16 protein-coding genes are annotated in these 24,344 nt (G+C 57.4%); 10 read left to right on the plus strand and 6 right to left on the minus strand.

The window, feature by feature from the left end; all coding sequences use genetic code 11:
- Positions 1-14 precede the first annotated feature (14 nt).
- The 7 genes from nusA (at position 15) to RGU44_RS23645 (ending at position 8,902) form a co-directional block, all read left to right on the plus strand.
- Entirely contained in the window at positions 15-1,496 is a 1,482-nt protein-coding gene (nusA, locus tag RGU44_RS23615) for a transcription termination factor NusA (RefSeq protein ID WP_219063829.1), read from the plus strand.
- Positions 1,497-1,523: 27 nt separating this feature from the next.
- On the plus strand, positions 1,524-4,046 hold the full coding sequence (gene infB, locus RGU44_RS23620) for a translation initiation factor IF-2 (protein ID WP_322177820.1): 2,523 nt from the start codon (positions 1,524-1,526) through the stop codon (positions 4,044-4,046).
- Between the two features lie 160 nt (positions 4,047-4,206).
- A complete protein-coding gene (rbfA, locus tag RGU44_RS23625; RefSeq protein WP_322177821.1) occupies positions 4,207-4,653 on the plus strand; it encodes a 30S ribosome-binding factor RbfA in 447 nt (148 codons plus the stop codon).
- A 5-nt stretch (positions 4,654-4,658) separates the two neighbouring features.
- Entirely contained in the window at positions 4,659-5,576 is a 918-nt protein-coding gene (gene truB / locus RGU44_RS23630; RefSeq protein ID WP_322278303.1) for a tRNA pseudouridine(55) synthase TruB, read from the plus strand.
- Positions 5,577-5,694: 118 nt separating this feature from the next.
- Positions 5,695-5,964 (plus strand): 30S ribosomal protein S15, encoded by a 270-nt coding sequence (gene rpsO, locus RGU44_RS23635; protein ID WP_219063825.1) that lies wholly within the window; start codon positions 5,695-5,697, stop codon positions 5,962-5,964.
- A 175-nt stretch (positions 5,965-6,139) separates the two neighbouring features.
- Entirely contained in the window at positions 6,140-8,245 is a 2,106-nt protein-coding gene (gene pnp, locus RGU44_RS23640) for a polyribonucleotide nucleotidyltransferase (RefSeq protein ID WP_322177823.1), read from the plus strand.
- Positions 8,246-8,551: 306 nt separating this feature from the next.
- Positions 8,552-8,902 carry a BON domain-containing protein gene (locus tag RGU44_RS23645; RefSeq protein ID WP_322183022.1) on the plus strand — a complete coding sequence of 117 codons (351 nt, stop codon included), beginning with the start codon at positions 8,552-8,554 and terminating at the stop codon, positions 8,900-8,902.
- Positions 8,903-9,088: 186 nt separating this feature from the next.
- On the opposite strand, the gene RGU44_RS23650 is transcribed toward RGU44_RS23645, so the two are convergent.
- From RGU44_RS23650 to acs, 6 genes are all read right to left on the minus strand, one after another.
- Complete coding sequence (locus RGU44_RS23650) at positions 9,089-9,382, minus strand: DUF2845 domain-containing protein (RefSeq protein ID WP_322177824.1); 294 nt, start codon at positions 9,380-9,382, stop codon at positions 9,089-9,091.
- A gap of 3 nt (positions 9,383-9,385) precedes the next feature.
- Positions 9,386-12,340 (minus strand): DUF748 domain-containing protein, encoded by a 2,955-nt coding sequence (locus tag RGU44_RS23655; protein ID WP_322278305.1) that lies wholly within the window; start codon positions 12,338-12,340, stop codon positions 9,386-9,388.
- Positions 12,341-12,448: 108 nt separating this feature from the next.
- On the minus strand, positions 12,449-13,465 hold the full coding sequence (locus RGU44_RS23660) for a class I SAM-dependent rRNA methyltransferase (protein WP_322177826.1): 1,017 nt from the start codon (positions 13,463-13,465) through the stop codon (positions 12,449-12,451).
- Positions 13,466-13,575: 110 nt separating this feature from the next.
- Positions 13,576-14,754: an acetyl-CoA C-acetyltransferase gene (locus RGU44_RS23665; protein ID WP_322278307.1), complete on the minus strand. Its 1,179-nt coding sequence runs from the start codon at positions 14,752-14,754 to the stop codon at positions 13,576-13,578.
- A gap of 156 nt (positions 14,755-14,910) precedes the next feature.
- Positions 14,911-15,783 carry an oxygenase MpaB family protein gene (locus tag RGU44_RS23670; RefSeq protein ID WP_322278309.1) on the minus strand — a complete coding sequence of 291 codons (873 nt, stop codon included), beginning with the start codon at positions 15,781-15,783 and terminating at the stop codon, positions 14,911-14,913.
- A gap of 49 nt (positions 15,784-15,832) precedes the next feature.
- On the minus strand, positions 15,833-17,770 hold the full coding sequence (gene acs / locus RGU44_RS23675; protein WP_322278311.1) for an acetate--CoA ligase: 1,938 nt from the start codon (positions 17,768-17,770) through the stop codon (positions 15,833-15,835).
- Between the two features lie 220 nt (positions 17,771-17,990).
- On the opposite strand from acs, the gene RGU44_RS23680 reads away from it, so the two are divergent.
- Genes RGU44_RS23680 through RGU44_RS23690 form a run of 3 tightly spaced genes read left to right on the plus strand, consistent with a single transcriptional unit; the run spans position 17,991 to position 24,341 of the window.
- Positions 17,991-20,114: a type VI secretion system Vgr family protein gene (locus RGU44_RS23680; RefSeq protein ID WP_322278314.1), complete on the plus strand. Its 2,124-nt coding sequence runs from the start codon at positions 17,991-17,993 to the stop codon at positions 20,112-20,114.
- A complete protein-coding gene (locus RGU44_RS23685) occupies positions 20,111-20,650 on the plus strand; it encodes a DUF4123 domain-containing protein (RefSeq protein WP_322278318.1) in 540 nt (179 codons plus the stop codon). The genes RGU44_RS23680 and RGU44_RS23685 overlap by 4 nt, the downstream gene beginning before the upstream one ends.
- 1 nt (position 20,651) lies before the next feature.
- A complete protein-coding gene (locus tag RGU44_RS23690; RefSeq protein ID WP_322278322.1) occupies positions 20,652-24,341 on the plus strand; it encodes a hypothetical protein in 3,690 nt (1,229 codons plus the stop codon).
- Positions 24,342-24,344 lie beyond the last annotated feature (3 nt).

Consider the following 24,344-nt stretch of genomic DNA (forward strand, 5'->3'; position numbering starts at 1 on the left):
AGGCGAGGCGTACGATGAGCAAAGAAGTACTGCTGGTTGTTGAGTCGGTGTCCAATGAAAAGGGCGTACCGGCAGGTGTGATTTTCGAAGCGCTGGAGCTGGCTCTTGCCACTGCTACCAAAAAGCGTTTCGAAGATGAAGTTGAGCTGCGTGTGGAGATTAATCGCCAGACCGGTAACTACGAGACTTTCCGTCGCTGGACAGTGGTCGAAGACGAAGATCTGGACGATCCAGCACACGAACTGGCTGTCGATCAGGCCCAGGAAAAACAGCCTGGTGCCGTAGCCGGTGATGTTGTCGAAATTAAAATCGACTCTATCGAATTCGGTCGGATCGCTGCACAGACTGCCAAGCAAGTCATCGTGCAAAAAGTCCGCGAAGCCGAGCGTGCTCAAGTCGTTGATGCTTATCGTGAGCGTCTTGGCGAAATTATTTCTGGCACTGTTAAAAAGGTTACGCGTGACAATGTCATCGTCGACCTGGGTAACAATGCCGAAGCGTTGCTGGCGCGTGAAGACATTATTTCGCGGGAAACTTTCCGCGTGGGTGTCCGCGTTCGTGCACTGCTTAAAGAAATCCGCACCGAGAACCGTGGCCCTCAGCTGATCCTGTCGCGTACTGCGCCAGAGATGCTGATTGAGCTGTTTCGGATTGAAGTGCCGGAAATCTCCGAAGGTCTCATCGAGGTGATGGCTGCCTCCCGTGACCCGGGTTCGCGTGCAAAAATCGCTGTTCGCTCCAAGGACAAACGAATCGATCCGCAAGGCGCTTGTATTGGTATGCGTGGTTCGCGCGTTCAAGCTGTTTCCGGCGAGTTGGGCGGCGAGCGTGTGGACATCGTGCTGTGGGACGATAACCCGGCCCAGTTCGTCATCAACGCCATGTCACCGGCTGAAGTGGCGGCAATTATCGTTGATGAAGATGCCCATGCAATGGACATCGCCGTTGGCGCAGACAATCTGGCTCAGGCCATTGGTCGCGGTGGTCAGAACGTGCGTCTGGCCAGCCAATTGACTGGCTGGACCCTGAACGTGATGACCGAATCGGACATCCAGGCTAAGCAGCAAGCAGAAACCGGTGACATCCTGCGCAACTTCATCGACGAGTTGGAAGTCGACGAAGATCTGGCACAGGTACTGGTTGATGAAGGCTTCACCAGTCTGGAAGAGATTGCCTACGTACCGTTGGAAGAAATGCTCAACATCGATGGCTTTGACGAAGATACCGTCAACGAGCTTCGCGCTCGGGCCAAAGATCGTTTGTTGACTAAAGCCATCGCTACTGAGGAAAAGCTGGCAGACGCCCATCCGGCCGAAGACCTGCTCTCGCTTGAGGGTATGGACAAGGATTTGGCGATGGAACTGGCGGTGCGCGGCGTAGTTACCCGCGAAGACCTGGCCGAGCAGTCTATTGACGACCTGCTCGACATCGACGGCATTGACGATATTCGTGCCGGCAAGTTGATCATGGCCGCCCGAGCCCATTGGTTCGAGTAAGTAGGCGCGGCCTGAGGAGAGAAGTGCATGACGCAAGTCACGGTGAAAGAACTGGCCACAGTGGTCGACACACCGGTAGAGCGCCTGTTACAGCAGATGCGTGAGGCAGGTTTGCCGCACACCGCCGCCGAACAAGTTGTGACCGACATAGAGAAACAAGCCCTGTTGACGCATTTGAAAAGCGGTCACAAGGCCAAAGTGGAAGAGCCGCGCAAGATCACTTTGCAGCGCAAAACCACAAGCACACTTCGCGTTGCTGGCAGCAAAAGCATCAGCGTTGAAGTGCGCAAGAAGAAAGTTTTCGTACAGCGCAGCCCGGAAGAAATCGAAGCCGAGCGTAAACGCGAAGTGGACGAACGTCGTGCCGTAGAAAATGCTGCGCGTCAAAAGGCTGAAGAAGAATCCAAGCGTCGCGCCGAAGAACAAGCGCGTAGTCAGCCTGCTCCTGCGCAATCGAACGGTACTGAAGCTGTTGCCGCGCCTGTTGCTGTTGCCGAACCTGTGCGTCAAGCACCGGTTTCGGCTGCTGCACCGGCTGCCGATGCCCGCAAGAAAGACGAACAGCGTCGCCCGGACAAACCGCGCAGCGATGACAACAATCGTCGTAGCGGCGGCGGTGGTGATGGCGATCGCAAGAACGCTCCGCACCGTGCTTCCGTTAAAGAGAAAGCGCCAGCGCCACGTGTTGCACCTCGTACTACCGACGAAGAAAGCGACAGCTTCCGTCGTGGTGGTCGCGGCAAGGCCAAGCTGAAAAAGCGTAACGCTCACGGTTTCCAGAGCCCTACCGGGCCGGTCATTCGCGACGTTGCCATCGGCGAGACCATCACTGTCGGCGAGTTGTCCGCACAGATGTCGGTCAAAGCGGCTGAAGTGATCAAGTTCATGTTCAAGATGGGCACCCCGGTGACCATCAATCAGGTACTGGATCAGGAAACTGCCCAGTTGATCGCCGAAGAGTTGGGCCACAAGGTCAAACTGGTCAGCGACAACGCCCTGGAAGATTCTCTGGCCGAATCGCTGAAGTTCGAAGGTGAGACGTTCGCCCGTGCACCGGTTGTGACCGTAATGGGCCACGTTGACCACGGTAAAACCTCGCTGCTCGACTATATTCGTCGTGCCAAGGTTGCAGCTGGCGAAGCCGGCGGCATCACCCAGCACATCGGTGCGTACCACGTTGAAACTGATCGTGGCATGGTCACCTTCCTTGACACCCCGGGCCACGCTGCGTTTACCGCAATGCGTGCTCGTGGTGCCAAGGCGACCGACATCGTGATTCTGGTTGTTGCTGCGGACGACGGCGTGATGCCGCAGACCATTGAAGCTGTTCAGCATGCCAAGGCCGCCGGTGTTCCGCTGGTCGTAGCAGTGAACAAAATCGACAAGCCAGGTGCTGATCTCGATCGCATCAGAAGCGAATTGTCTGTCCAAGGTGTTACTTCCGAAGAGTGGGGCGGCGAGACTCCGTTCGTACTCGTCTCTGCGAAAGTAGGTACTGGCGTTGACGAACTGCTCGAAGCGGTCCTGTTGCAAGCCGAAGTACTGGAACTGAAAGCGACCCCGTCCGCTCCTGGTCGTGGTGTCGTGGTTGAATCGCGTCTCGACAAAGGTCGTGGTCCGGTTGCAACCGTTCTGGTTCAAGACGGTACGCTGCGTCAAGGCGACATGGTATTGGTTGGCTCGAACTTCGGCCGTATCCGCGCCATGCTCGACGAGAACGGCAAGCCAGTTAAAGAAGCAGGTCCTTCGATTCCGGTCGAAATCCTGGGTCTTGATGGCACACCGGACGCTGGCGACGAGCTGAGCGTACTGACTGACGAGAAGAAAGCGCGCGAAGTCGCTCTGTTCCGTCAAGGCAAGTTCCGCGAAGTCAAACTGGCTCGCGCTCATGCCGGCAAGCTTGAAAACATCTTCGAGAACATGGGCCAGGAAGAGAAGAAGACGCTTAATATCGTCCTCAAATCTGACGTTCGTGGTTCGTTGGAAGCTCTGCAGGGCGCCCTTGGCGGTCTGGGTAACGACGAAGTGCAAGTGCGCGTAGTCGGCGGCGGTGTCGGTGGTATCACCGAAAGCGACGCTAACTTGGCACTGGCTTCCAACGCTGTACTGTTCGGCTTCAACGTGCGTGCCGATGCTGGCGCTCGCAGGATTGTCGAGCAGGAAGGTCTGGATATGCGTTACTACAACGTGATCTACGACATCATCGAAGACGTCAAGAAAGCCCTTACCGGTATGCTTGGCAGCGACGTTCGGGAGAACATCCTGGGTATCGCCGAAGTCCGTGACGTATTCCGTTCGCCGAAGTTTGGTGCGATTGCTGGCTGTATGGTTCTGGAAGGTGTGGTTCACCGCAACCGTCCGATCCGTGTACTGCGCGAAGACATCGTTATTTTCGAAGGCGAACTCGAGTCCCTGCGCCGCTTCAAGGACGACATGTCCGAAGTGCGTGCCGGCATGGAATGCGGTATCGGCGTCAAGAGCTACAACGACGTCAAAGCCGGTGACAAGATCGAAGTGTTCGAGAAAGTCCAAGTGGCTCGCAGCCTCTAAGTCGCGAGTTGTAAGAGCCATGACGGGTCGTCGCATGCAAATGCACTGCGATCCGTCATGGGCTCTAAACGCAACGCCCGGTCCGACATTTTGTCAGGCCGGGCGTTTGCCGCTTTCAGACCGTACGGGTTTCGCCCCGGGTCAGTGACAGGTAGTAGACATGGCAAAAGAATATAGCCGTACCCAACGCATTGGCGATCAGATGCAGCGCGAGCTGGCACAGCTGATCCGCCGCGAAATCAAAGACCCGCGCGTCGGCCTGGTCACCATCACGGCTGTCGATGTCAGCCGTGACGTTGGTCATGCGAAGATTTTCATGACCGTGATGGGTCAGGACAGTGCTGAAGAAATAGCCCAGACCATCAAGGTTCTCAACGCTGCGGCAGGTTTTCTGCGCATGCAACTGGCTCGCGAGATGAAATTGCGCAGCGTTCCACAGTTGCATTTCCATTACGACGAAAGCGTCGTGCGTGGCGCTCATCTTTCTGCATTGATCGAACGTGCTGTGGCTGAAGATGGCCATCACCCGGAAAATGTGCAGGCAGAAGACGCTACCCAGGAAAACTCCCTGGCAGAAAGCGACAAGCCAGAAAGCAACAAGGAGTAATGCGGGTGGCGCAGGTCAAACGTATACGCCGTAACGTCAGCGGGATCATCCTGCTCGACAAACCGCTGGGCTTCACGTCCAACGCAGCCTTGCAGAAAGTGCGTTGGTTGCTCAATGCGGAAAAGGCCGGGCATACCGGCAGCCTCGATCCGCTCGCGACGGGCGTATTACCGTTGTGTTTTGGCGAAGCGACAAAGTTTTCCCAATACTTGCTTGATTCGGACAAAGCGTACGAAACCAAGATGCAATTGGGTAAAACCACCACCACGGCAGACGCTGAAGGTGATGTTTTACAAATTCGTCCCGTGACCGTTGGTCGTGCCGATATCGAAGCGGTTTTACCGTTTTTTCGCGGTGAAATCAGTCAGATACCGCCGATGTACTCAGCGCTCAAGCGCGATGGTCAACCCCTGTACAAGCTGGCCCGAGCAGGGGAAGTGGTGGAGCGCGAACCGCGTTCTGTTACTATCACGCGCCTGGAATTGCTGGAATGCGACGTCGATACTGCACGTCTTGCAGTGGACTGCACCAAAGGCACCTATATCCGTACCCTCGTGGAAGATATCGGTGAAAAGCTTGGGTGTGGCGCCTATGTCGCAGAGTTGCGTCGTACGCAGGCCGGACCTTTCAGCCTGGCTCAGACGGTTACGCTGGAAGAGTTGGAGCAGGTACACGCCGAGGGTGGTAACGAAGCGGTTGATCGCTTCCTGATGCCTTCGGACAGCGGTTTGCTGGATTGGCCGCTGCTGCAGTTCTCGGAACACAGTTCGTTTTACTGGCTGCATGGTCAGCCCGTAAGAGCACCGGACGCGCCACAATTTGGCATGGTTCGCGTGCAAGATCATGAAGGTCGCTTCATCGGAATCGGTGAAGTGAGTGAAGACGGGCGGATCGCGCCGCGTCGATTGATTCGGTCAGAATGACCGGACGAGGGTGGCTGTCAATGGGCACGGTCACATCTCATTTAAAAATACGAGGATTTGTCCTCGGCCCATTGAAACTGTCTCTCTGGAGCGGTTTCTCGAATAAAGGATTGCCCACATGGCACTCAGCGTAGAAGAAAAAGCTCAGATCGTAGCCGACTACCAGCAAGCTGTTGGTGATACTGGTTCGCCAGAAGTGCAAGTTGCACTGCTGACCACTAACATCAACAAACTGCAAGGCCACTTCAAGGCCAACGGTAAAGATCACCACTCACGTCGTGGTCTGATCCGTATGGTAAACCAGCGTCGCAAGCTGCTGGATTACCTTAAAGGTAAGGACGTTAGCCGTTACAGCGCCCTGATCGCTCGTCTGGGTCTGCGTCGCTAATAACGACGTTGCTAGAGGTTGGTTGTTTGTCACGGCTCATCGGGTTTACCTGATGGGTCGTGGCAGGCTCCCAGCCTCAAGTTTTATCTGGACGGTCGATGGGTCCGATCCCTGTCACTGCCCAAGAATTCGCAAGAAACCAGTTCCCCAAGAGCCACAAAGAAGGTAGGAAACCGTGAACCCGGTCATCAAGAAATTCCAATTCGGTCAATCGACCGTCACCCTCGAGACAGGCCGTATCGCCCGTCAAGCTTCCGGCGCAGTATTGGTCACCGTTGACGACGACGTCAGCGTGTTAGTGACTGTGGTCGGTGCCAAGCACGCTGACGCAGGCAAAGGCTTCTTCCCACTTTCCGTTCACTACCAGGAAAAAACCTACGCTGCGGGCAAAATTCCCGGCGGTTTCTTCAAGCGTGAAGGCCGTCCTTCCGAGAAAGAAACCCTGACTTCGCGTCTGATCGACCGTCCGATCCGTCCGTTGTTTCCAGAAGGTTTCATGAACGAAGTGCAGGTTGTCTGCACCGTTTTGTCCACCAGCAAAAAGACTGATCCAGACGTCGCTGCCATGATCGGCACCTCGGCTGCACTGGCGATCTCCGGTATTCCTTTCGACGGCCCTATCGGTGCTGCGCGCGTTGCTTTCCACGAAAGCACCGGCTACCTGCTGAACCCGAACTACGAACAACTCAAGGCTTCGAGCCTGGACATGGTTGTAGCCGGTACCTCGGAAGCGGTATTGATGGTTGAATCGGAAGCTAAAGAGCTGACCGAAGACCAGATGCTGGGCGCTGTACTGTTCGCCCATGACGAATTCCAGGTTGTTATCCAGGCCATCAAAGAACTGGCTGCCGAAGCTGCCAAGCCGACGTGGGACTGGAAAGCACAACCAGAAAACACCGCACTGCTGAGCGCGATTCGCGCTGAGTTCGGCGATGCGATTTCCCAGGCTTACACCATCACCGTCAAGCACGAGCGTTATGCCCGTCTGGGTGAGTTGCGTGACCAGATCGTTGCCAAGCTTTCCGGCGAAGAAGGTCAACCGACTTCCAGCGAAGTCAAAGCTGCTTTCGGCGAAATCGAATACCGCACCGTGCGCGAGAACATCGTTAACGGCAAGCCGCGTATCGATGGTCGTGATACCCGCACTGTACGTCCGCTGAACATCGAAGTCGGCGTTCTGCCGAAGACTCACGGTTCGGCATTGTTCACCCGTGGCGAAACCCAGGCTCTGGTTGTAGCGACTCTGGGTACCGCACGTGATGCACAGTTGCTCGATACCCTCGAAGGCGAGCGCAAAGACCCGTTCATGCTGCACTACAACTTCCCTCCGTTCTCGGTGGGCGAGTGTGGTCGTATGGGCGGTGCTGGTCGTCGCGAAATCGGTCACGGCCGTCTGGCTCGTCGCAGCATACAAGCCATGCTGCCTGCTGCTGACGTGTTCCCGTACACCATTCGTGTGGTATCGGAAATCACCGAGTCCAACGGTTCCAGCTCCATGGCTTCGGTCTGCGGTGCTTCCCTGGCATTGATGGACGCTGGTGTGCCGATGAAGGCACCCGTAGCCGGTATTGCCATGGGTCTGGTTAAAGAAGGCGAGAAGTTCGCCATCCTGACCGACATCCTGGGTGACGAAGATCACTTGGGCGACATGGACTTCAAAGTAGCCGGTACCGCCAAAGGTGTTACCGCGCTGCAGATGGACATCAAGATCAAAGGCATCACCGAAGAAATCATGGAGATCGCTCTGGGCCAAGCCCTGGAAGCTCGCCTGAACATCCTCGGTCAGATGAACAAGATCATTGGTCAGTCGCGTACCGAACTGTCGGAAAATGCTCCGACCATGATCGCGATGAAAATCGACACCGACAAAATCCGTGATGTCATCGGTAAAGGCGGCGCGACGATCCGTGCGATCTGTGAAGAGACCAAGGCTTCGATCGACATCGAAGACGACGGCACCATCAAGATCTTTGGCGAAACCAAGGAAGCGGCTGAAGCAGCACGTCAGCGCGTTCTGGGCATCACCGCTGAAGCCGAGATCGGCAAGATCTACATCGGTAAGGTTGAGCGTATTGTCGACTTCGGCGCATTCGTTAACATCCTGCCTGGCAAAGACGGCCTGGTTCACATTTCCATGTTGAGCGATGCTCGCGTTGAGAAAGTGACTGACATCTTGCAAGAAGGTCAGGAAGTTGAAGTTCTGGTGCTGGACGTGGACAACCGCGGCCGCATCAAACTGTCGATCAAAGACGTTGCAGCAGCAAAAGCATCGGGCGTGTAATTAGCCTGATTGCCATACGCTGAAAAAAGGACCCTTCGGGGTCCTTTTTTTATGAGCGCTTTTAAGCGCTTAGCTTATATAGGTAGCCAATCCTTTCGCCCTGCACTACATGCATCTTGCATGCAGTGCAGGGTGATGAACGTGCAATCTGCACGACAGCCAATTTTCGAGCATAAGATAACCTATTGTTTTATAACGTAATTATATTCAATCAGAGGTTGGCACAGCGCTTGCGATATACCCTGTAACCCTGCCGCCAGTGATGCTGGAGCAGATTTTAGAAAAACAGGAGTGACTCGTATGAATATGAATAAGTTCGCTATTGCCGCTGCTGCTGCCACTGCACTGACCTTTACCATGGTCAACGCGGCATTTGCTCAACAAACCACTCAAGCACCGATGGTTGTTGCTGCTGGCGAAATGACCAAAGCTACAGAGGCAACCTCTGATACCTGGATCACCACCAAAGTTAAGGCCGATCTGGTCACTGAAAAAGGCATTCCTGGTACTGACATCAAGGTAGAGACCAACAAAGGCGTGGTTTCCCTGTCATCGACCGTCACATTGACCTCCGCTCAGAAAAAACTGGCTGTCGACATCGCCAAAAAAATCAAAGGCGTTCAAGCCGTTTCGGCTGATGGCCTGAAATCCGAGTAACGTTTCACTCTCTCGCGATGATCATTGATAAGGAGCGCGCTGATAACGTTGGACGGTATCGGCTGGTTCGTTAAAGGTTCATGCGAAAGACCATAAGGATGTGGTCATTACAGGCCCCTGCGTTCGCGCCGGGGCCTGTTCTATTGTGGGGATGGGGGAATTGAAGGATAAGCCCCGGCGCGGCCGTCAGCTACCGCGCTTACTGTCTATGCGCAGTAGCCGGCCGCCTTCGAAACGCAAGTATTGATACATTCCGCTATTGGGCCCGTAGATCCACTCATCAATCTGGACTTCTTCGCGTCTATTCACGCTGCGCTTATAGCCAATGATATTTCGGGCAATAGGTTCACCGCATTTCTGCAGTACCTCAAACTCCCGATCACCCACGCTGATCAACTGACTGCCGCAACGCAAGGTATCTGCTTGTGCCTGGCCTGCGAGACAAGCGACTACCAAAAGCACTAAACCGGCTGTTCGCATGGATTATTCGCTGTCCAGATGCAGCTGAGTAACGACACGGCCATCGGGTTGAGCCTCTCCGAGGCTGGTGTCGATGAAATAGACCCGATCATCAGCCAGTTTGCCTTTATCGACCAGATAATCCTTGATGCTGCCGGCGCGCGCCTGGCCCAACTGGCGGAGCAATGCAGTGTTGGTGCTCCAGGATTTGATCACGTCCACGCGCATTTTCGCGGCGCGCTCTTCCTTACCCAGACCGGTCCACTCGGCGGGCGGTTGTTGCTTGAGCAGGGTGCGATAAATACCTTCGAGCATGGGTGGTTTTTCGTTTTCGGGCACTTGCAACAGTGAGGCTTGAGCCGGAACTTTGTCACCGCGACGCTGAAGAATCTTGTAGTACGTGCTCTGGTATTCGCGCTCCAGACGTTGAGCAGCGATCAGCGGGCCATCGCTGCTGACCGAGCTGGTGCCTTCGATCTCGAGATGTAACGTCGGGCGCTTCTTGAGTGCGGCGGAGAGCTTGTTCAGGGCGGATTGTGCGTCGCTGGTCAAGTCACTCGATCCGGGGGTGAACGCAATGCTGCCGAGGTCTTGAGACTCGCCGCCACTGATTAAACCCCCGATGAACTTGAAGGGTGCTTCAGCTGCGCGCACTACCAAATTGCGCAACGTCTGCCAAATGATTGGCATTACGCTGAACTGGGGATTGTTCAAGTCGCCGGAAATAGGCAGCTCGATGGAAATCTTGCCATCTGAGTCCTTCAGCAAGGCAATGGCCAGGCGAATCGGCAAATCGACCGCACTGGCGCTCTCGACCTTCTCACCCAGCTGTAGCTGTTCGACCACCATTTTGTTTTCGGCCTTGAGCTGGCCTTTGGTGATCATGTAATGCAGGTCGAGATTCAGGCGACCTTTGCGGATGCGGTAGCCAGCGAATTTACCTGAGTACGGCGTCAGTGTGGTCAGTTCTACGCGCTTGAAACTGGTCGCGATGTCGAGACTGGCCAAGGGGTCGAAGGGGTTGAGGCTGCCTTTGATGGTCACCGGCGCATAGCGATCAACCTTGCCATTGATATTGACCGTCGCAGGCTTCGGCTGACGGTTGTCCAGCGTGCCGATTTTGCCGTTGAGCTGCTGAATGGCGGTGGCAAAGTTGGGTGTGAGACTGAGATCGGCGAAGTTCGCGGAGCCGTCGTTGATATTCACTTCCCCGATGCGAATCCCCATCGGTTTTTCGCCGCTTGCAGAGACCTTGCCTGCGGCTGGTTTAGTCGCGGGTTTGCCGCTGTCGGCTGGCTGTGGGATCAACAGATCATCAATGTTGGTGGTGCGGTCATCGTTGATTATGAAACGCGCATACGGTTGTAGCAGATTGACCTTGGCGATCGTCAGGCTGTCGCCGTGTTGATAATCCAGTCCTTCAAGCACCACCTGCTGCCACTTGAGAAAGTCGCGCTGCTTGAGGGTGTCGAGGGTGTGCAATTGGTCGATTTGGGCCTTGCCGGTGACGCTGAAGATCAGCGGCGCGGTGCTCTTGAGATTGACTGCCAGCTCGCTGCCGAGCATGCCGCTACGCAGTTCAAGGCGGATGAACGGGCTGATATAAGACTGCGCGACACGCAGGTCAATGTCTTTGGTGGTGACCTGCAATTTGGCGCTGACCGGGCTCAGATTGACGTCGCCCATGGCAGTGATATGCCCTTGTTTGCCCAGCCCGGTATCAAGCTTGAGGCTGAAAGGCGATTTGTTGAGGCTGTCGAAATTCTGCACGTCGAGGTTCAGCGGGCCTACTTCAAGCGCAACGGGTTCCTTGGGGACCCGATCAGCCAGGTGAATCTGATAGTTGCGCAGTTGCACATCACGCAGCAGCACCTGCCAGGGTTTGCTTGGGGCAATGGGCTGTTGGGCGACTTCGGGGGTGCTACCGGCTGAGGTCGCCGGCGCCTTGATGGCTGCGGCGGAGGCCGGTTTTTTCGGTTGGCTGGCAAACAGCTTCTGCCAATCGAGTTCGCCATCCGCTTCACGCGCAGCCCAGGTTTCCAGTTTATTACTGCGGATCTTGCCGACGGTCACCTGCTGTTTGGCCAGGTCGATAGAGGTCTCTGTGACGTCCAGTCGTTCCAGGCGCACCAGTGGCCGACCGTCCGGCGCATTGATCGCGAAGGGCGCAACGCTCAAGGCGGTATTGGTCAGTTGCAGTTCGGTTGTGCTGGCCAGGCTGAGTGTGTAGTCGGTGCTGAAGTTCAGAATGCCGTCTTGCAGTACGAACGGCAGCGCATCGCGCACGTAGGGCCACCAGACTTTCATCTTGCCGTCAGTGACTTTTAGCTTACCTTCGGAGGCAATCGGTACCAGGCTGACGCGCCCGACCCAGTCGACTCGACCGCCGCCAGGACCTACTGCAACCAGGGTCATGTCGGCATTGTCTTCGGGCAGGGTGCTGAGATTTTTCAGCTCCAGACTCAGCTTGTCGTAAAGGAATTCAATCGGTTCGCTGGGGCGTAGATCCTGGAAGTGGACATAACCGTCAGCCAATTTGATGTGGTCTACCCGCATCGGGAAAGGCTTGCCGGGTGGCGCGTCCTTGGCCGGCTCGCTGGCCGGTAGCTTGAACAGCTTCGCCAGATTCAGCGTGCCGTCCTTGCTGAAGAGAAGTTCGGACTTGGGTTTGTCCAGCTCGACAGCCGCCAGATGCAGGGCGCCGGTCCACAGGCTGTCAATCTGCAGGTTGGTGTACAACCGCTCGAAACCGACCTGCTCCTGGCCCGGCGTGCCGATGTTCAGGCCCCACAGGGTGACTTCCAGTGTGTAGGGGTTGATTTCCAGACGACCCAGCGTTGCCGGTACCGTGGAATAGGTGGCCAGTTGTTGATTGACTATCCGCAATGCGATGCCGGGCAGAATCAAGAACCCCAGCAAGCTATAAAGCGCGATGACGGTCAGCAAGGCGCAAATAGCGCGTTTCAATCCTTTGGGCATGTGAGGCGTCGTCTGTCTGTCGGAGGTCCTTGGAGTATGGCACGCGAATCTGGTTCCCCAGAAGTACCCTCAAGTGCGTGTCGGAAGTTTCCTTTCTTGCGTCGGGCGTCAGAGTTGCAGTATCAGCGTTTTGAGCGGCGGTTGCTGGTCCTGAGACGGAAAGTCGCTGCCCGGCGTCAGAACCTGCCAGTCGCGTACCGGGCGCCCGGCCTTGCTGGCACAGCGTAGCACCTGTTCGCGCCAGTCCTCCATGCTGACCTTCGCCAGATTATTGCAGCAGATCAACACGCCATCGGTGGCCGTGGTTAATACCGCCGGTTTGAGCAGGCTCTGGTAATCTCGCAATAAATCGACGGTGCCGAATGCACTTTTTGCCCACGCAGGCGGATCAAGGAACACCAGGTCGTATTGCCGTTGCTCGAGGCGCACATATTCGGGCAACTTATTTCCGCGGCGTGGTGCTATGGGCAAGCCTGCCAGTTGGCGGATCGCCGGGAAGTAATCGGATTGCACAAACTTCATGGCTTTCAATTGAGGGTTGAGGACGCCATTTTCGCGACCCACCGCCAGATTACCTTCGGCAAAGTCCAGATTGCATACTTCCCGCGCTCCGCCCGCCGCCGCGCTCAGGCCAACGCCACAGGTATACGCAAACAGGTTCAGCATGGTCTTGCCGGCGCTGTGTTGTTTTATCCAGCCACGCGTATTACGCAAGTCGAGAAACAGCAGCGGGTCCTGCCCGGCATGGCGCCCGCGTACGCGGTAGTTCAGGCCCCACTCGTGGCCGATCATATCCACCAGTGCCGCGTCTTCGGCTTTGTATACGGCGTCGTTACGGTCTATTCGCGAGTTGCCTTGGGAGCGGTCGTTGTAGACCAGCAGGGTATCGAGCCCCAGACGTGTATTGACGGCCGCGTGCAGTTCCAGCAGGACCTCGCGTTCCAGCGAGTGGTGGAAACTCTGCACCAGCAATTGCGGGCCATAGCGGTCGATGGTCAGGCCGCTAGCACCTTCCTGGCTGCCATGGAATAGCCGATAGCAATCCGTGCCTTGTTGATGCAACTCGGCAAGCAGTGGTTCGCGGTTATCGAGGGCGACGCTTAGCGCCTGATTCAAGGAAGACATGCACAGCGCCTTGGGTTGGAAATGGGCGCGGCAGTTTAACAGTTAAGCGCGGGCATTGATCGCGGGCAAGCATGCTTGCCCGCGATGACGTCAGATCAGGCGCAGCAGACTCAGCGGGAAAGCGCCAATGCCACACCCTGACCACCACCGATGCACAAGGTTGCGAGTCCTTTTTTGGCGTCGCGCTTGATCATCTCGTGCAGCAGCGTGACCAGAATGCGGCAGCCTGATGCACCAATCGGGTGGCCAAGGGCTATGGCGCCGCCGTTGACGTTGACCTTGTTCATGTCCCAGCCCAGCTCCTTGCTGACTGACAAAGCTTGCGCGGCAAACGCCTCATTGGCTTCGATCAGGTCAAGTTGCTCCAGCGACCAGCCCGCCTTGGCCAGGCAACGACGAGTGGCGCTGACCGGGCCAATGCCCATGATTGCCGGGTCGACACCTGCGTTGGCGTAAGCCGCGATGCGCGCGAGAACCGGCAGCCCGAGCTTTTCAGCTTTGGCGGCACTCATCAGGATGACGGCAGCGGCGCCGTCATTCAGCGACGAAGCGTTGCCTGCGGTGACGGAGCCATCTTTCTTGAACGCTGGCTTGAGTTTGGCCAACGATTCGGCGGTCGTCCCGGCGCGCGGTTGTTCGTCCGTGGCGAACGAGAGCGGATCGCCTTTGCGCTGCGGGATCAGGATCGGGGTGATTTCGTCGACAAAACGCCCGGCTTCGATGGCGGCCACAGCTTTCTGTTGTGACGCGGCGGCGAAAGCATCTTGTGCTTCGCGGGTGATGCCGTACTTGTCCACCAGATTTTCGGCAGTGATGCCCATGTGATAGTCGTTGAATGCATCCCACAAACCATCGCTGATCATCGTGTCGACCAGGGTGCTGTTGCCCATACGCAGACCGGTACGTGCACCGGGCATGACGTAATTGGACAGGGTCATATTTTCCTGACCGCCCGCGATGACCACTTCCGCGTCGCCGCAACGAATTGCCTGAGCCGCCAGATGCAGGGCCTTCAAGCCTGAGCCACAGACCTTGCTCACGGTCATTGCCGGTACCGCGAAAGGCAGCCCCGCCTTGATCGCGGCTTGACGGGCAGGGTTCTGCCCGGCGCCTGCGGTCAATACATGGCCCATGATCACTTCATCGACTTCAGCAACATCCAGTCCGGTTTGAGACAACAGTTGGCGAATGACAGCAGCGCCAAGATCGACTGCGGAAATATTCGCCAGGGCACCCTGGAACGCACCGACAGCGGTACGGGTGGCGGCAACGATAACGACGTCTTGCATGGCAAAGGTCCTCACTATTATTGAATTTTGCGTCGGGCCTGATTCAGTTGGCCCTATTCGCTGTGGCGGTGGCTATGACAATGGTACGCATGGTGTCACACATGGCCGCTCAGGTTCCAACGAGAAACCGGCGGCCGAGAGTGTGTTTCAGGTCGGTCAGCAGGATAGCCCCATCCGTCGGTGGGCGCGCTGAACTGAGCCATTGCGCACCGCCCAGCGTAACAGGGGCACGCTACGTCTGACGCTGGCGCGGATCAATGCGCGTTGCAGCGGACCCTGATGGATCGCGAACAAATCGCTGGCCCATACCGGTAACAGGTCGATGCCCGCCTGCATCATTAAGGCACCGAATGGCTTGGCCAGCCTGCTCGGAGCAGGCGCATTCAGCAATAATCGCAGCACCTCGCGGCTGCGCTCATCACAGATCAACTGCGGGCGCATCCGTTCGAGATAGTCGGCAATCGCTTGCCTTGAACGTGGCACCTCACGCGCGCCGAGTCGTTCGGCGATGGCGGCAACTTCTGCGTAATACGCATCCTGTGCGTCACCTGACAACTCGGGGTTGCGATAGCGCAAATGGGCGGCTAGAAAACTGCTGACTTCGGCCACATGCACCCACGTCAACAGATCCGGATCACTGGCCGCATAGGGGCGTCCGTCGGGTGCAGTACCCGTCACTTGCAAGTGGATGGTGCGCACCTTTTCTATCAGCCAGTTGGCGTCGCGGGTCGAACCGAAGGTTGTCCCTGAAATAAACTGGCCGGTCCTGCGAAGGCGGCCAAGCATGTCCTGACGAAAGGTCGAGTGATCCCAGACCCCGGCCAGCGCCAATGGATGCAGGGCTTGCAGCATCAATGCGCTGATGCCGCCGATCAGCATGCTGCTGAAGTCGCCATGCACCTGCCAGCAGATGGCCTCGGGGCCGAACAGGCCGGGATCACCTTTAGGGTTTTCCAGGTCCAATTGACCCAGAGACAATCCCGTCAGACTCATGACTTGGGTTTCGATACGGCTACGAATGAATTCCATGGGCTCTCAACATCTGAGTCGGGCGCAGGGAGGGCTGCGCCCGTCACGTTCAACGGTTCAGGCGTTTATCGATCAGGCCTTCGACCACACTCGGGTCAGCCAGGGTCGACGTATCACCCAGGCTGTCCAGTTCATTGCAGGCAATTTTGCGCAAAATCCGGCGCATGATCTTGCCTGAGCGGGTTTTCGGCAGGGCGGGTGCCCACTGAATCAATTCCGGTTTGGCAAAGCTGCCGATTTCTTGGGCGACGTGGGCCAGCAGTTCTTTTTTCAACGCATCATTTGTCTCGACACCTTTCATCGGCGTGACGAATGCGTAAATCCCCATGCCTTTGACGTCATGGGGGTAACCGACCACTGCGGCTTCGGCGATGCTGTCGTGCAGCACCAGTGCGCTTTCAACTTCTGCAGTGCCGATCCGGTGTCCAGACACGTTGAGTACGTCGTCGACGCGGCCAGTGATCCAGTAGTCGCCATCCTCGTCGCGGCGAGCGCCGTCGCCAGTGAAGTAGTAGCCCGGATAAGGTTTGAAATAGGTCTCGACCATGCGCTGTTGGTCGCCGTATATGCTACGAATCTGTCCCGGCCAACTGGCCTTGATCGCCAGAACGCCGCTGCCCGCACCGATGATTTCCTTGCCTTGCTCGTCCAGCAATACCGGCTGAACCCCGAACAACGGACGCGTCGCGCAGCCCGGTTTGAGGTGGCTGGCACTGATCAACGGGGTCAGCATGATGCCGCCGGTTTCGGTCTGCCACCAGGTATCGACAATGGGGCAGCGCTCCTTGCCGACCTGATGGAAATACCACTCCCATGCTTCAGGGTTGATTGGCTCGCCGACGCTGCCGAGCACGCGCAGGCTCTCGCGTGAGGTGCTTTGCAGCGGCCCCGGTCCTTCACGCATCAAGGCGCGCAGGGCTGTGGGTGCGGTATAGAAAATGTTGACTTGGTGCTTGTCGATTACCTGCCAGAAGCGCGAAGCGTCGGGGTAGTTCGGCACGCCTTCAAAAATCAGCGTGGTGGCGCCATTGGCCAGCGGGCCATAGACGATATAGCTGTGACCGGTAACCCAGCCGACATCGGCGGTGCACCAGAAAATTTCTTGGTCTTGGTAGTCGAACACATGCTTGAAGGTCATTGCGGCTTGCAGCAAATAACCGCCGGTGGTGTGTAGCACGCCTTTGGGCTTGCCGGTACTGCCTGAGGTATAGAGGATGAACAGCGGGTCTTCCGCATCCATTGGCTCGGGCGGGCAGTCAGCGCTCATGCCACGCACGGCGTCGTGGTACCAAATGTCGCGACCTTCGACCCATTCCACGTCGCCCTGGGAGCGTTCTACCACCAGTACGGTGCTGACGTTCGGGCAGCTTTGCAGTGCTTTGTCGACATTCTTCTTGAGCGCGACATATTTACCCCCGCGCACCCCTTCATCGGCAGTGATCACGGTGCGGCAATCGGCATCGAGAATCCGGTCACGCAACGCGTCTGGCGAGAACCCGCCGAACACCACCGAATGCACGGCGCCGATTCGGGTGCAGGCGAGCATCGCGTAGGCGGCCTCGGGGATCATCGGCATATAGATGCAGACCCGGTCACCTTTTTTCACTCCGCGAGTTTTAAGCACGTTCGCCAGACGGGCAACGTTGTGATGCAGCTTTTTATAGGTGATTTCGGCGGACTCGCCCGGATTGTCGCCTTCCCAGATGATCGCGATCTGATCGCCACGCTCTTTCAGATGACGATCGATGCAGTTGTAGCTGACATTCAATTCGCCGCCCTTGAACCAGCTGGCCTCGCCAGTGTTCAGGTCCGCGTGCTGCACTTGCTGCCAAGGTCTGGACCAGTCGAGAAACGTCTTGGCTTGTTCGGCCCAGAAGGTGTCGGGGTGTTCCACTGATTGTTGATACATCCGCTGATAGTCAGCGGGGCTAAGCTGCGCAGCTTTACGCACGGCGTCGGCTTTCGGGAAAACGCTGATATCGAACATGGGTTGATCCTTATTCTTGTTGATGCAACAAGTCATCAGGGTGCGCTTTGGTGGTGATTGGTTCAAGGGGACGGGACCCGCATCCATGTTTGGCGGAGTACGTCAGTACGACCCTGCGCGATTACCGGAACAGTCCTACATGATCCAACGGCGCTGGCTGGCTGTGTAGACATACATCGTCAATGACACTGCGTGCCCCTTCCAACACGAAGATGCGCGCATGTCTCATCCCGGCCTTACTCCGAAGCTCTCTCTGGACATCAACGGGCAGCAGCAAACTGACTTGCAGGTGTTGAGTTTTCACGGGGCCGAGGCGCTGAGCCGACCCTATGAAATCAACATCGAACTGGTGAGCAGGCGCTCATCCCACGCGTTGGACGGCTTGCTGCATAAAGCGGCCTACCTGAGATTCGGGGCGCAAGGGCAGGGGTTGCACGGTCATATTTATGCGATCCGCAAAGGCAAAACAGGCGGGGCGTTCACCCATTACCATCTGGTGCTGGCGCCTTATCTGGCTTTTCTGGAACATTCGAGCCATCGCCGTTCGTTCCAGAAAATGACCGTGCCGGAGATCATTCTTGAGGTGCTGAAAGGGCATCGCATGCTGAAGGGCACCGATGCATCGTTCGACCGCATCACGGGGAGCATGGCGCCGCGCGACTACTGTGTGCAGTACGACGAGTCGGACCTGCACTTTCTCAGCCGGTTATGCGAAGAAGAGGGGATTTTCTATCGGTTTGAGCACACGCCAGACAGTCATTGCCTGATCTTTGCCGACGATGAAACCCGATTCCCGCAGCAATCTCCGCAGGTGTTGCCGTTCAAACCAGCCAGCGGCCTGGTGGCAGAAGGTCCGGTGGTCAAGGCCTTTGGCGTACGTCTTACCGCCCAAACCAATCATGTCGCCCTGCGCGACCATGACTTCAAACAGACCCATATCCCGCTGCAAAGCCTGCAAAATCCTGCGCGAACCCAGGCGCAATGGGAGAGCGGCGAGGTCCCCAAATACGGTCCCTACCTGGAGGATTACGTCTACCCCGGGATTTTCGAAGAAAAAAGGCGCGGTGACGTTTTATCCAAGCGTGCGCTTGAGCGCCATCAAACCGGGTTTCGCCTGGCGGATGGTGAGAGTGATGCGCCGCTTTTACGCAGTGGATCGCGCGTGCACCTGGTGCCGGATTACGACCCCAAAACCCACTGGGTGCTGGTTTTTGTACAGCATGAAGCAAGACAGCCGCAGGTCCTCGAAGAACTGGCCGACAGCAGCCCGGTTGAAGACGGGCGCATCGTTCAGGGGTACCGCAACACCTTCACCGCCATTGCGGAAGCGGTCCAGTTTCGTCCGGCGCTGGAGCACCCGAAACCGCGAATCCACAGCACCCAGACCGCCAGGGTCACCGGCCCTGTGAATGAAGAAATCTACTGCGACACATTCGGTCGGGTCAAAGTCAAATTCCACTGGGACCGCAGCGAACAGGACGATGAAACAACCAGTTGCTGGGTGCGGGTTGCATCCAGTTGGGCAGGCGATGGGTATGGCGCCGTCACCATTCCCCGAGTGGGCATGGAGGTACTGGTTTCATACCTTGAAGGGGATGCCGACAAGCCGGTTATCGTCGGCTGCCTGCCCAATAACCTGAACCCCGTTGCGTATGGACTGCCTGAGAACAAGACCAAAAGCATCTTTCGCAGCCGGAGTTCCAGTGCGAGCACCGGTTTCAATGAAGTCCATTTTGACGACAAGAACGGTGCGGAACGGGTCTACCTGCGTGCCCAGCGCGACATGGAACAACTGATCCAGAACGACAGCCGGACTGAAATTGGCGGTCAACGCCTGGAAACCATCAAGGGCAACAGCACCTCGGTACTCAAAAGTGAGGAACACCGGACCCTCACCGGCGAGCGCAAGGTTCAGTTGCTGGCGGGCGATCACCTGCAGGTGGCAGGCAGCAGCCACACCCGTGTGGGTCAGGTATTGGTGATGGAGGCCGGGCAAGAAGTGCACATTGCCGGTAACGATATCGTCATCAACGCCGGCCTGGGTCTGACGCTGAGCGCCGGAGGCCAACATATCGTCCTTAGCCCGGCTGGTATTTTCAGCAGTACACCCATTCTGTTAGGCGGCGCACCACTACCGGGCACGCCAGCGATGCCGTTGGCGCCGGGGAGTACTCAAGCACTTGAGGTTGGCGTGTTGCCACCCAGCCCCACGTTCCAACAGCAGTTCCTTGGCGGTGAGCCCATTGTCGAAATGTGCCAAATGCCAGAAGGCAGTACACCCATGGATTGCCCACTTGAGGACTGCGGTTGCCGCGAGGCTATGAGTCCGGGAGCTCGCTCATGACAACCTGGATGCTCTTGGAACACACCGACCATTTGCTGCCTTCTCTTTTCCGGCAGATGGGTCGTCCAGATTTTGTACGCCTGTTTGATTCAACTGAATTGATGATCTATTCGCAGTTCAGCCCGTTGTTGGTGAAAGACGACAGCGACGGGACACTGCTACAGGCGATCAAGGAAGCACCCACCCACTGGCCGGGATTGGTGATAGAGAGTGAACACAGCGCCGAAGCGGTACTTGAACACCTGCGGCATCTGCTGATTATTCGCTTCAAACAGACCCGCAAAGGCATGCTGCATTATTGGAGTCCGGCCGTTGCCGAGTGCTTTTTCCCCGCCTGCACCGATGAAAACCTCAACCTCTGGCTCGGTCCAATTGGTCGTTTGAGCTGGCATGCGTCGCCTGAAACTGGATGGCGAAGCCTGGACAGCTCTTACGCCAGTACCTGGCTTCCCACCACCTCCCTCCACCTCTTGGTGCTTAGCGCGGAGCAAAGCCAAGCCCTTGAGCCGCACATTGCGAACGGACAGGAATCCTGACATGGCCCCGAGCAAGCTCAGCCGCGGCCCATGCTGCGAAATCAATAAATTGATCGTACAGGTCACCGGCAACCAACATCCGGCCAGTCAGCGCCTGGCGTTTTATGACCAAGCCGGAAAACGCCTGGACACCCTGACTGCCGAAGACAAGCCTGAAACGCTGAAAAAGCCCTACTTTGTGGACAGCGCCCTGCACGTCTGGAGCTGGAAGGATCACTACACCCACCGCCTGTGGCTGGAGATCGATTCGGTCGAAGGCAGCCCTATTCGCCTGCTCTTGCCCGAGGTATCGATCACCCTGCGCCAGTTCGACGCGCAGTGGAATCAGATCGTGCCGGTGGTGCCCTTCGTTGCGCTGCCCGGCGCCAATAGCGCCCACGATCACGGCACGCCGGTGTTGTGCCGCGCAGGGTTCATGTATGTCTTTTTGGGCGGCCGGTTGTGGCGCGAGCTGGAGGTGCGGGTCGCAGACGAGCAGACCACGTATCACGACATCGACCTCAACCGTTATCGCATGGGCGACGAGATTGAGGAGGGCCCCCGACTGGCGACCGGGCAGGCGCTGGACGACATCTGGTTGCCGTCCAGCTGGAACGATCAGCAGGTGTCGCCGCAGCTCTGTTTCAGCGAGGTGCAGCTCAGCGGGCCGCGCTTGCGACGTCTTGAGCAAGACCCGAAAGCGCGCGCACAACGCTGCCAGAGCCCGGACTTGCGCAGCTCGCGAGATAAGTTCAAACGCGTGTTCCTCGACAAACCGGACGGCGTGGCAATGCTCGACGCGTTCAGCGCATTCGACGCCTATGACGCGGCCAACCAGTCTGCGGCGGGCGCGGCGCATGTCGCCAGGCTCAACCTCAGCTCGCACGCCTTCCCGGTCAGCCTGGTCGCCCCGCAACGCGTCCGCCAACCCGGTTACGAATGGCTGCTCGACCAACCGGGCCGCTACCTGTGCGACCTGAGCGGGCAGTTCCCTGTCATTGCCTTGAGCGCAGCTCGCCAGCATGTGGTTCGCTGTGAAAAGGGTGAAACCGCCTATCAGCCAACCTCCGTGGAAACCGGCGCCTGGGCCCATTGGCTGGAACAGGTGTGCGATCCCGAAACCCAGATCGCCGATGAGTTCTGGCAAGAGCAGCCGGCCACCACTGATGTGCTGCAACGTGCGCGCAAACGCGAGCTGTACGGCGTGCTGTTGCACGACGCGCACTATCGTCTGCGTCACGTACAGACGCGGATTCACGACCAGCAACAGTTGCTGAACCTGTGCGCCCAGCGCGCCAGCCATTACACCCATCACGCCAGCGCGCTGCTGGTGCAACAATTGATCGTGCCGCAGACCTTGGGTGGGCAGAAAAATCCGCTGCACCAGGGTATGGAGAAACTCAAGGATCAGGGTCGGATCGACATCAACCGCTTCACCGCCACCGGCGAACGAGCGCAACTCTGGCGTCAGCTCGACATGAGTCAGGTGCTGTTGAGCGACGCCCTGCAGCAACCGGAAACCGAGCAAACCCTGGCCGATCACCTGAGCCTCGACGGCTTCGACTACGTCGCCGCCATGCACTTCGTTAGTCGGTTGTTCGCTAGCCTCGCTATGACCCCCGCGCAAATGGACCCCTTTGCGGTCAACGGCGATGTCACTGACGCGGTGACCGGCATCAGCCTCTACAAAACTAAGGTCAGTGTCGGGCAACAGCTGATCAGCCTGATTGCTAACGATGAAAAGCATGCGCTGCATGTGATGTTGTGGCCCGACCTCGCACAGCAGGATATCGAAGCGCCGTATGTTCGGCCCACGGTCGCAGACATCAATGGCGGCAATGGTCTGTTTCGGCCGAACGCGCTGCTTGAGGCCGTCAGCGGCGACGCCGTCGATGCCAAGCCACTCAATACGCTCGACGCCCATTTACTGGCAGGTTTGCTGGAAAGTGGCAGCCTCAACAACACCCTGACCGGCACCCTGAAAGTCGTCGCGGCGACCTTGATCAGCTTCCACGAAAACCTGCAAGGCTCGGTGGATGTGGCGGAACAGGCGCTAAACGCAACCCAACACATTCCGGTCCCTGGCGCCGAACGCCCAGCCCCGGCGCTGAACATGCGCCAACGTCAGCGGGCCTTGGCGCAACTGCGCAGCATGCTGCCGGGGGCCTTTGGCGATGCACACTTCATTCGCCACCAAGAGGCGAGAAACAAGAACTACTACGTATTCGGCCTGACCGACTTGCCGGAGATGTCAGAACGCCTGCGACGGCCTCACCTCGACTATCGAGGCCCCTCCGGGTCGTCGAAGGTTGGCCAGGACCATTACCGCACCGGAGGCGATCTACGAGCCAATACCGTCGTCATCGCCATGCCCCACGATCATCGGATGGCGCGGCTGATCAGCGGGGTGAACCAGCGCGTCAATGCGGCGTGGCAGCAGAATATGGCCGAGCAGACCACCACCAAGGGAACGGCCCTACAGGATGCGGTGAAGAGCCGGAATGCGTTGCAGAGCGAGTGGATGTATCGGGCGCTGAACTCGACGCCGTTTGCGGCGGCGGTGGGGATGTTGGAGTTGTGGAATTTGAGGAATGAGTTGGCGGCGTTTGACCAAACCGCAAGAGAAAAAGGACGCGGTAGAGCGCTCTCAGGAAGCACTGGTGCCGGGATTGATTTATTGATCGCAATGGAAGCATTGACCGTCAAACTAGCCAGCAGCCAATCCGTTCTGGCCTCCGCCCGTAAAACTCTTTTTGTCATCCCCCAAGCGTTTAGCACCCAAATATTGGGCGAAAAGCTAGCTAAGCGTCTTGTCGATAAAGTCACTACCCGCTTGCTGGGTCAGATTGCAGCAGGAGCGATTTTTGTCGGCCTCAACCTTTACGACGCCTGGCATGCCTATCAATGGGGAGATGATGCCATGTGGGGCCATCTGCTGATGGCCGCAGGCGGCCTGACCAGCATCGCAGGCAGCCTGATGGTCGGCGGCAGCACCTTCCTTGGCTTGGGGCCAATGGGCTGGATCAGCTTGATATTGATCAGCGTCGGCGCGGGCATCGCCTACTGGCTTAGCAGCAACGCGGTCGAAGACTGGCTCCGTGCTGGTCCCTTCGGTCCCGCCAGTGGCCGAATTCCACACCTGCAAGATCCGGAACAGGCCTTCTACTATCTGGTCAGCTTGTTTGCTGATATCCGCATCAGCTCGCGCCCTAATCCGGACCACGAATTCGCCCCCAAAATCAATGAAGGGAGTCCAGTGCCCTTCGACGTGCGGAAGGCCAACACCTGCATCCTTATCGAAAGCAATCTGCCGGGCCTGCTGAGTCAGGAACTCAATACCCTGGTTGAATGCAGGCAGCAACTGACGGAAGCGCATTACACATTGCGCCATGAATGGAGTCACGAGCGCAATTCGCTCACCCGAGAGAAACCTGTCGCCTATCGCTCAATGCCCAATGGAATAGAGATATTTGTCACGTTGCCGCGCAACCAGCCCGCGGAACCCTCAAAAAGCCGGCCGGCCGAGATCTATCGCTGGCTGGTCCGTGTTCAATTGTCATTTAACGATGGCAACCGCACCTGGGTGTTCCCCGCACCTGCACCGAAAGATCCGACTCCGTTCGGTCCGGCCCACGTCAAACCCAATTTTGGAAAAGGCGAACAACTGTTTTGGGCCGACGAAATCACCCATAAAGCGGTGAGCGACGAATGACTA

Source organism: Pseudomonas sp. 5C2 (genome assembly GCF_034314155.1).
GTDB lineage: Bacteria > Pseudomonadota > Gammaproteobacteria > Pseudomonadales > Pseudomonadaceae > Aquipseudomonas.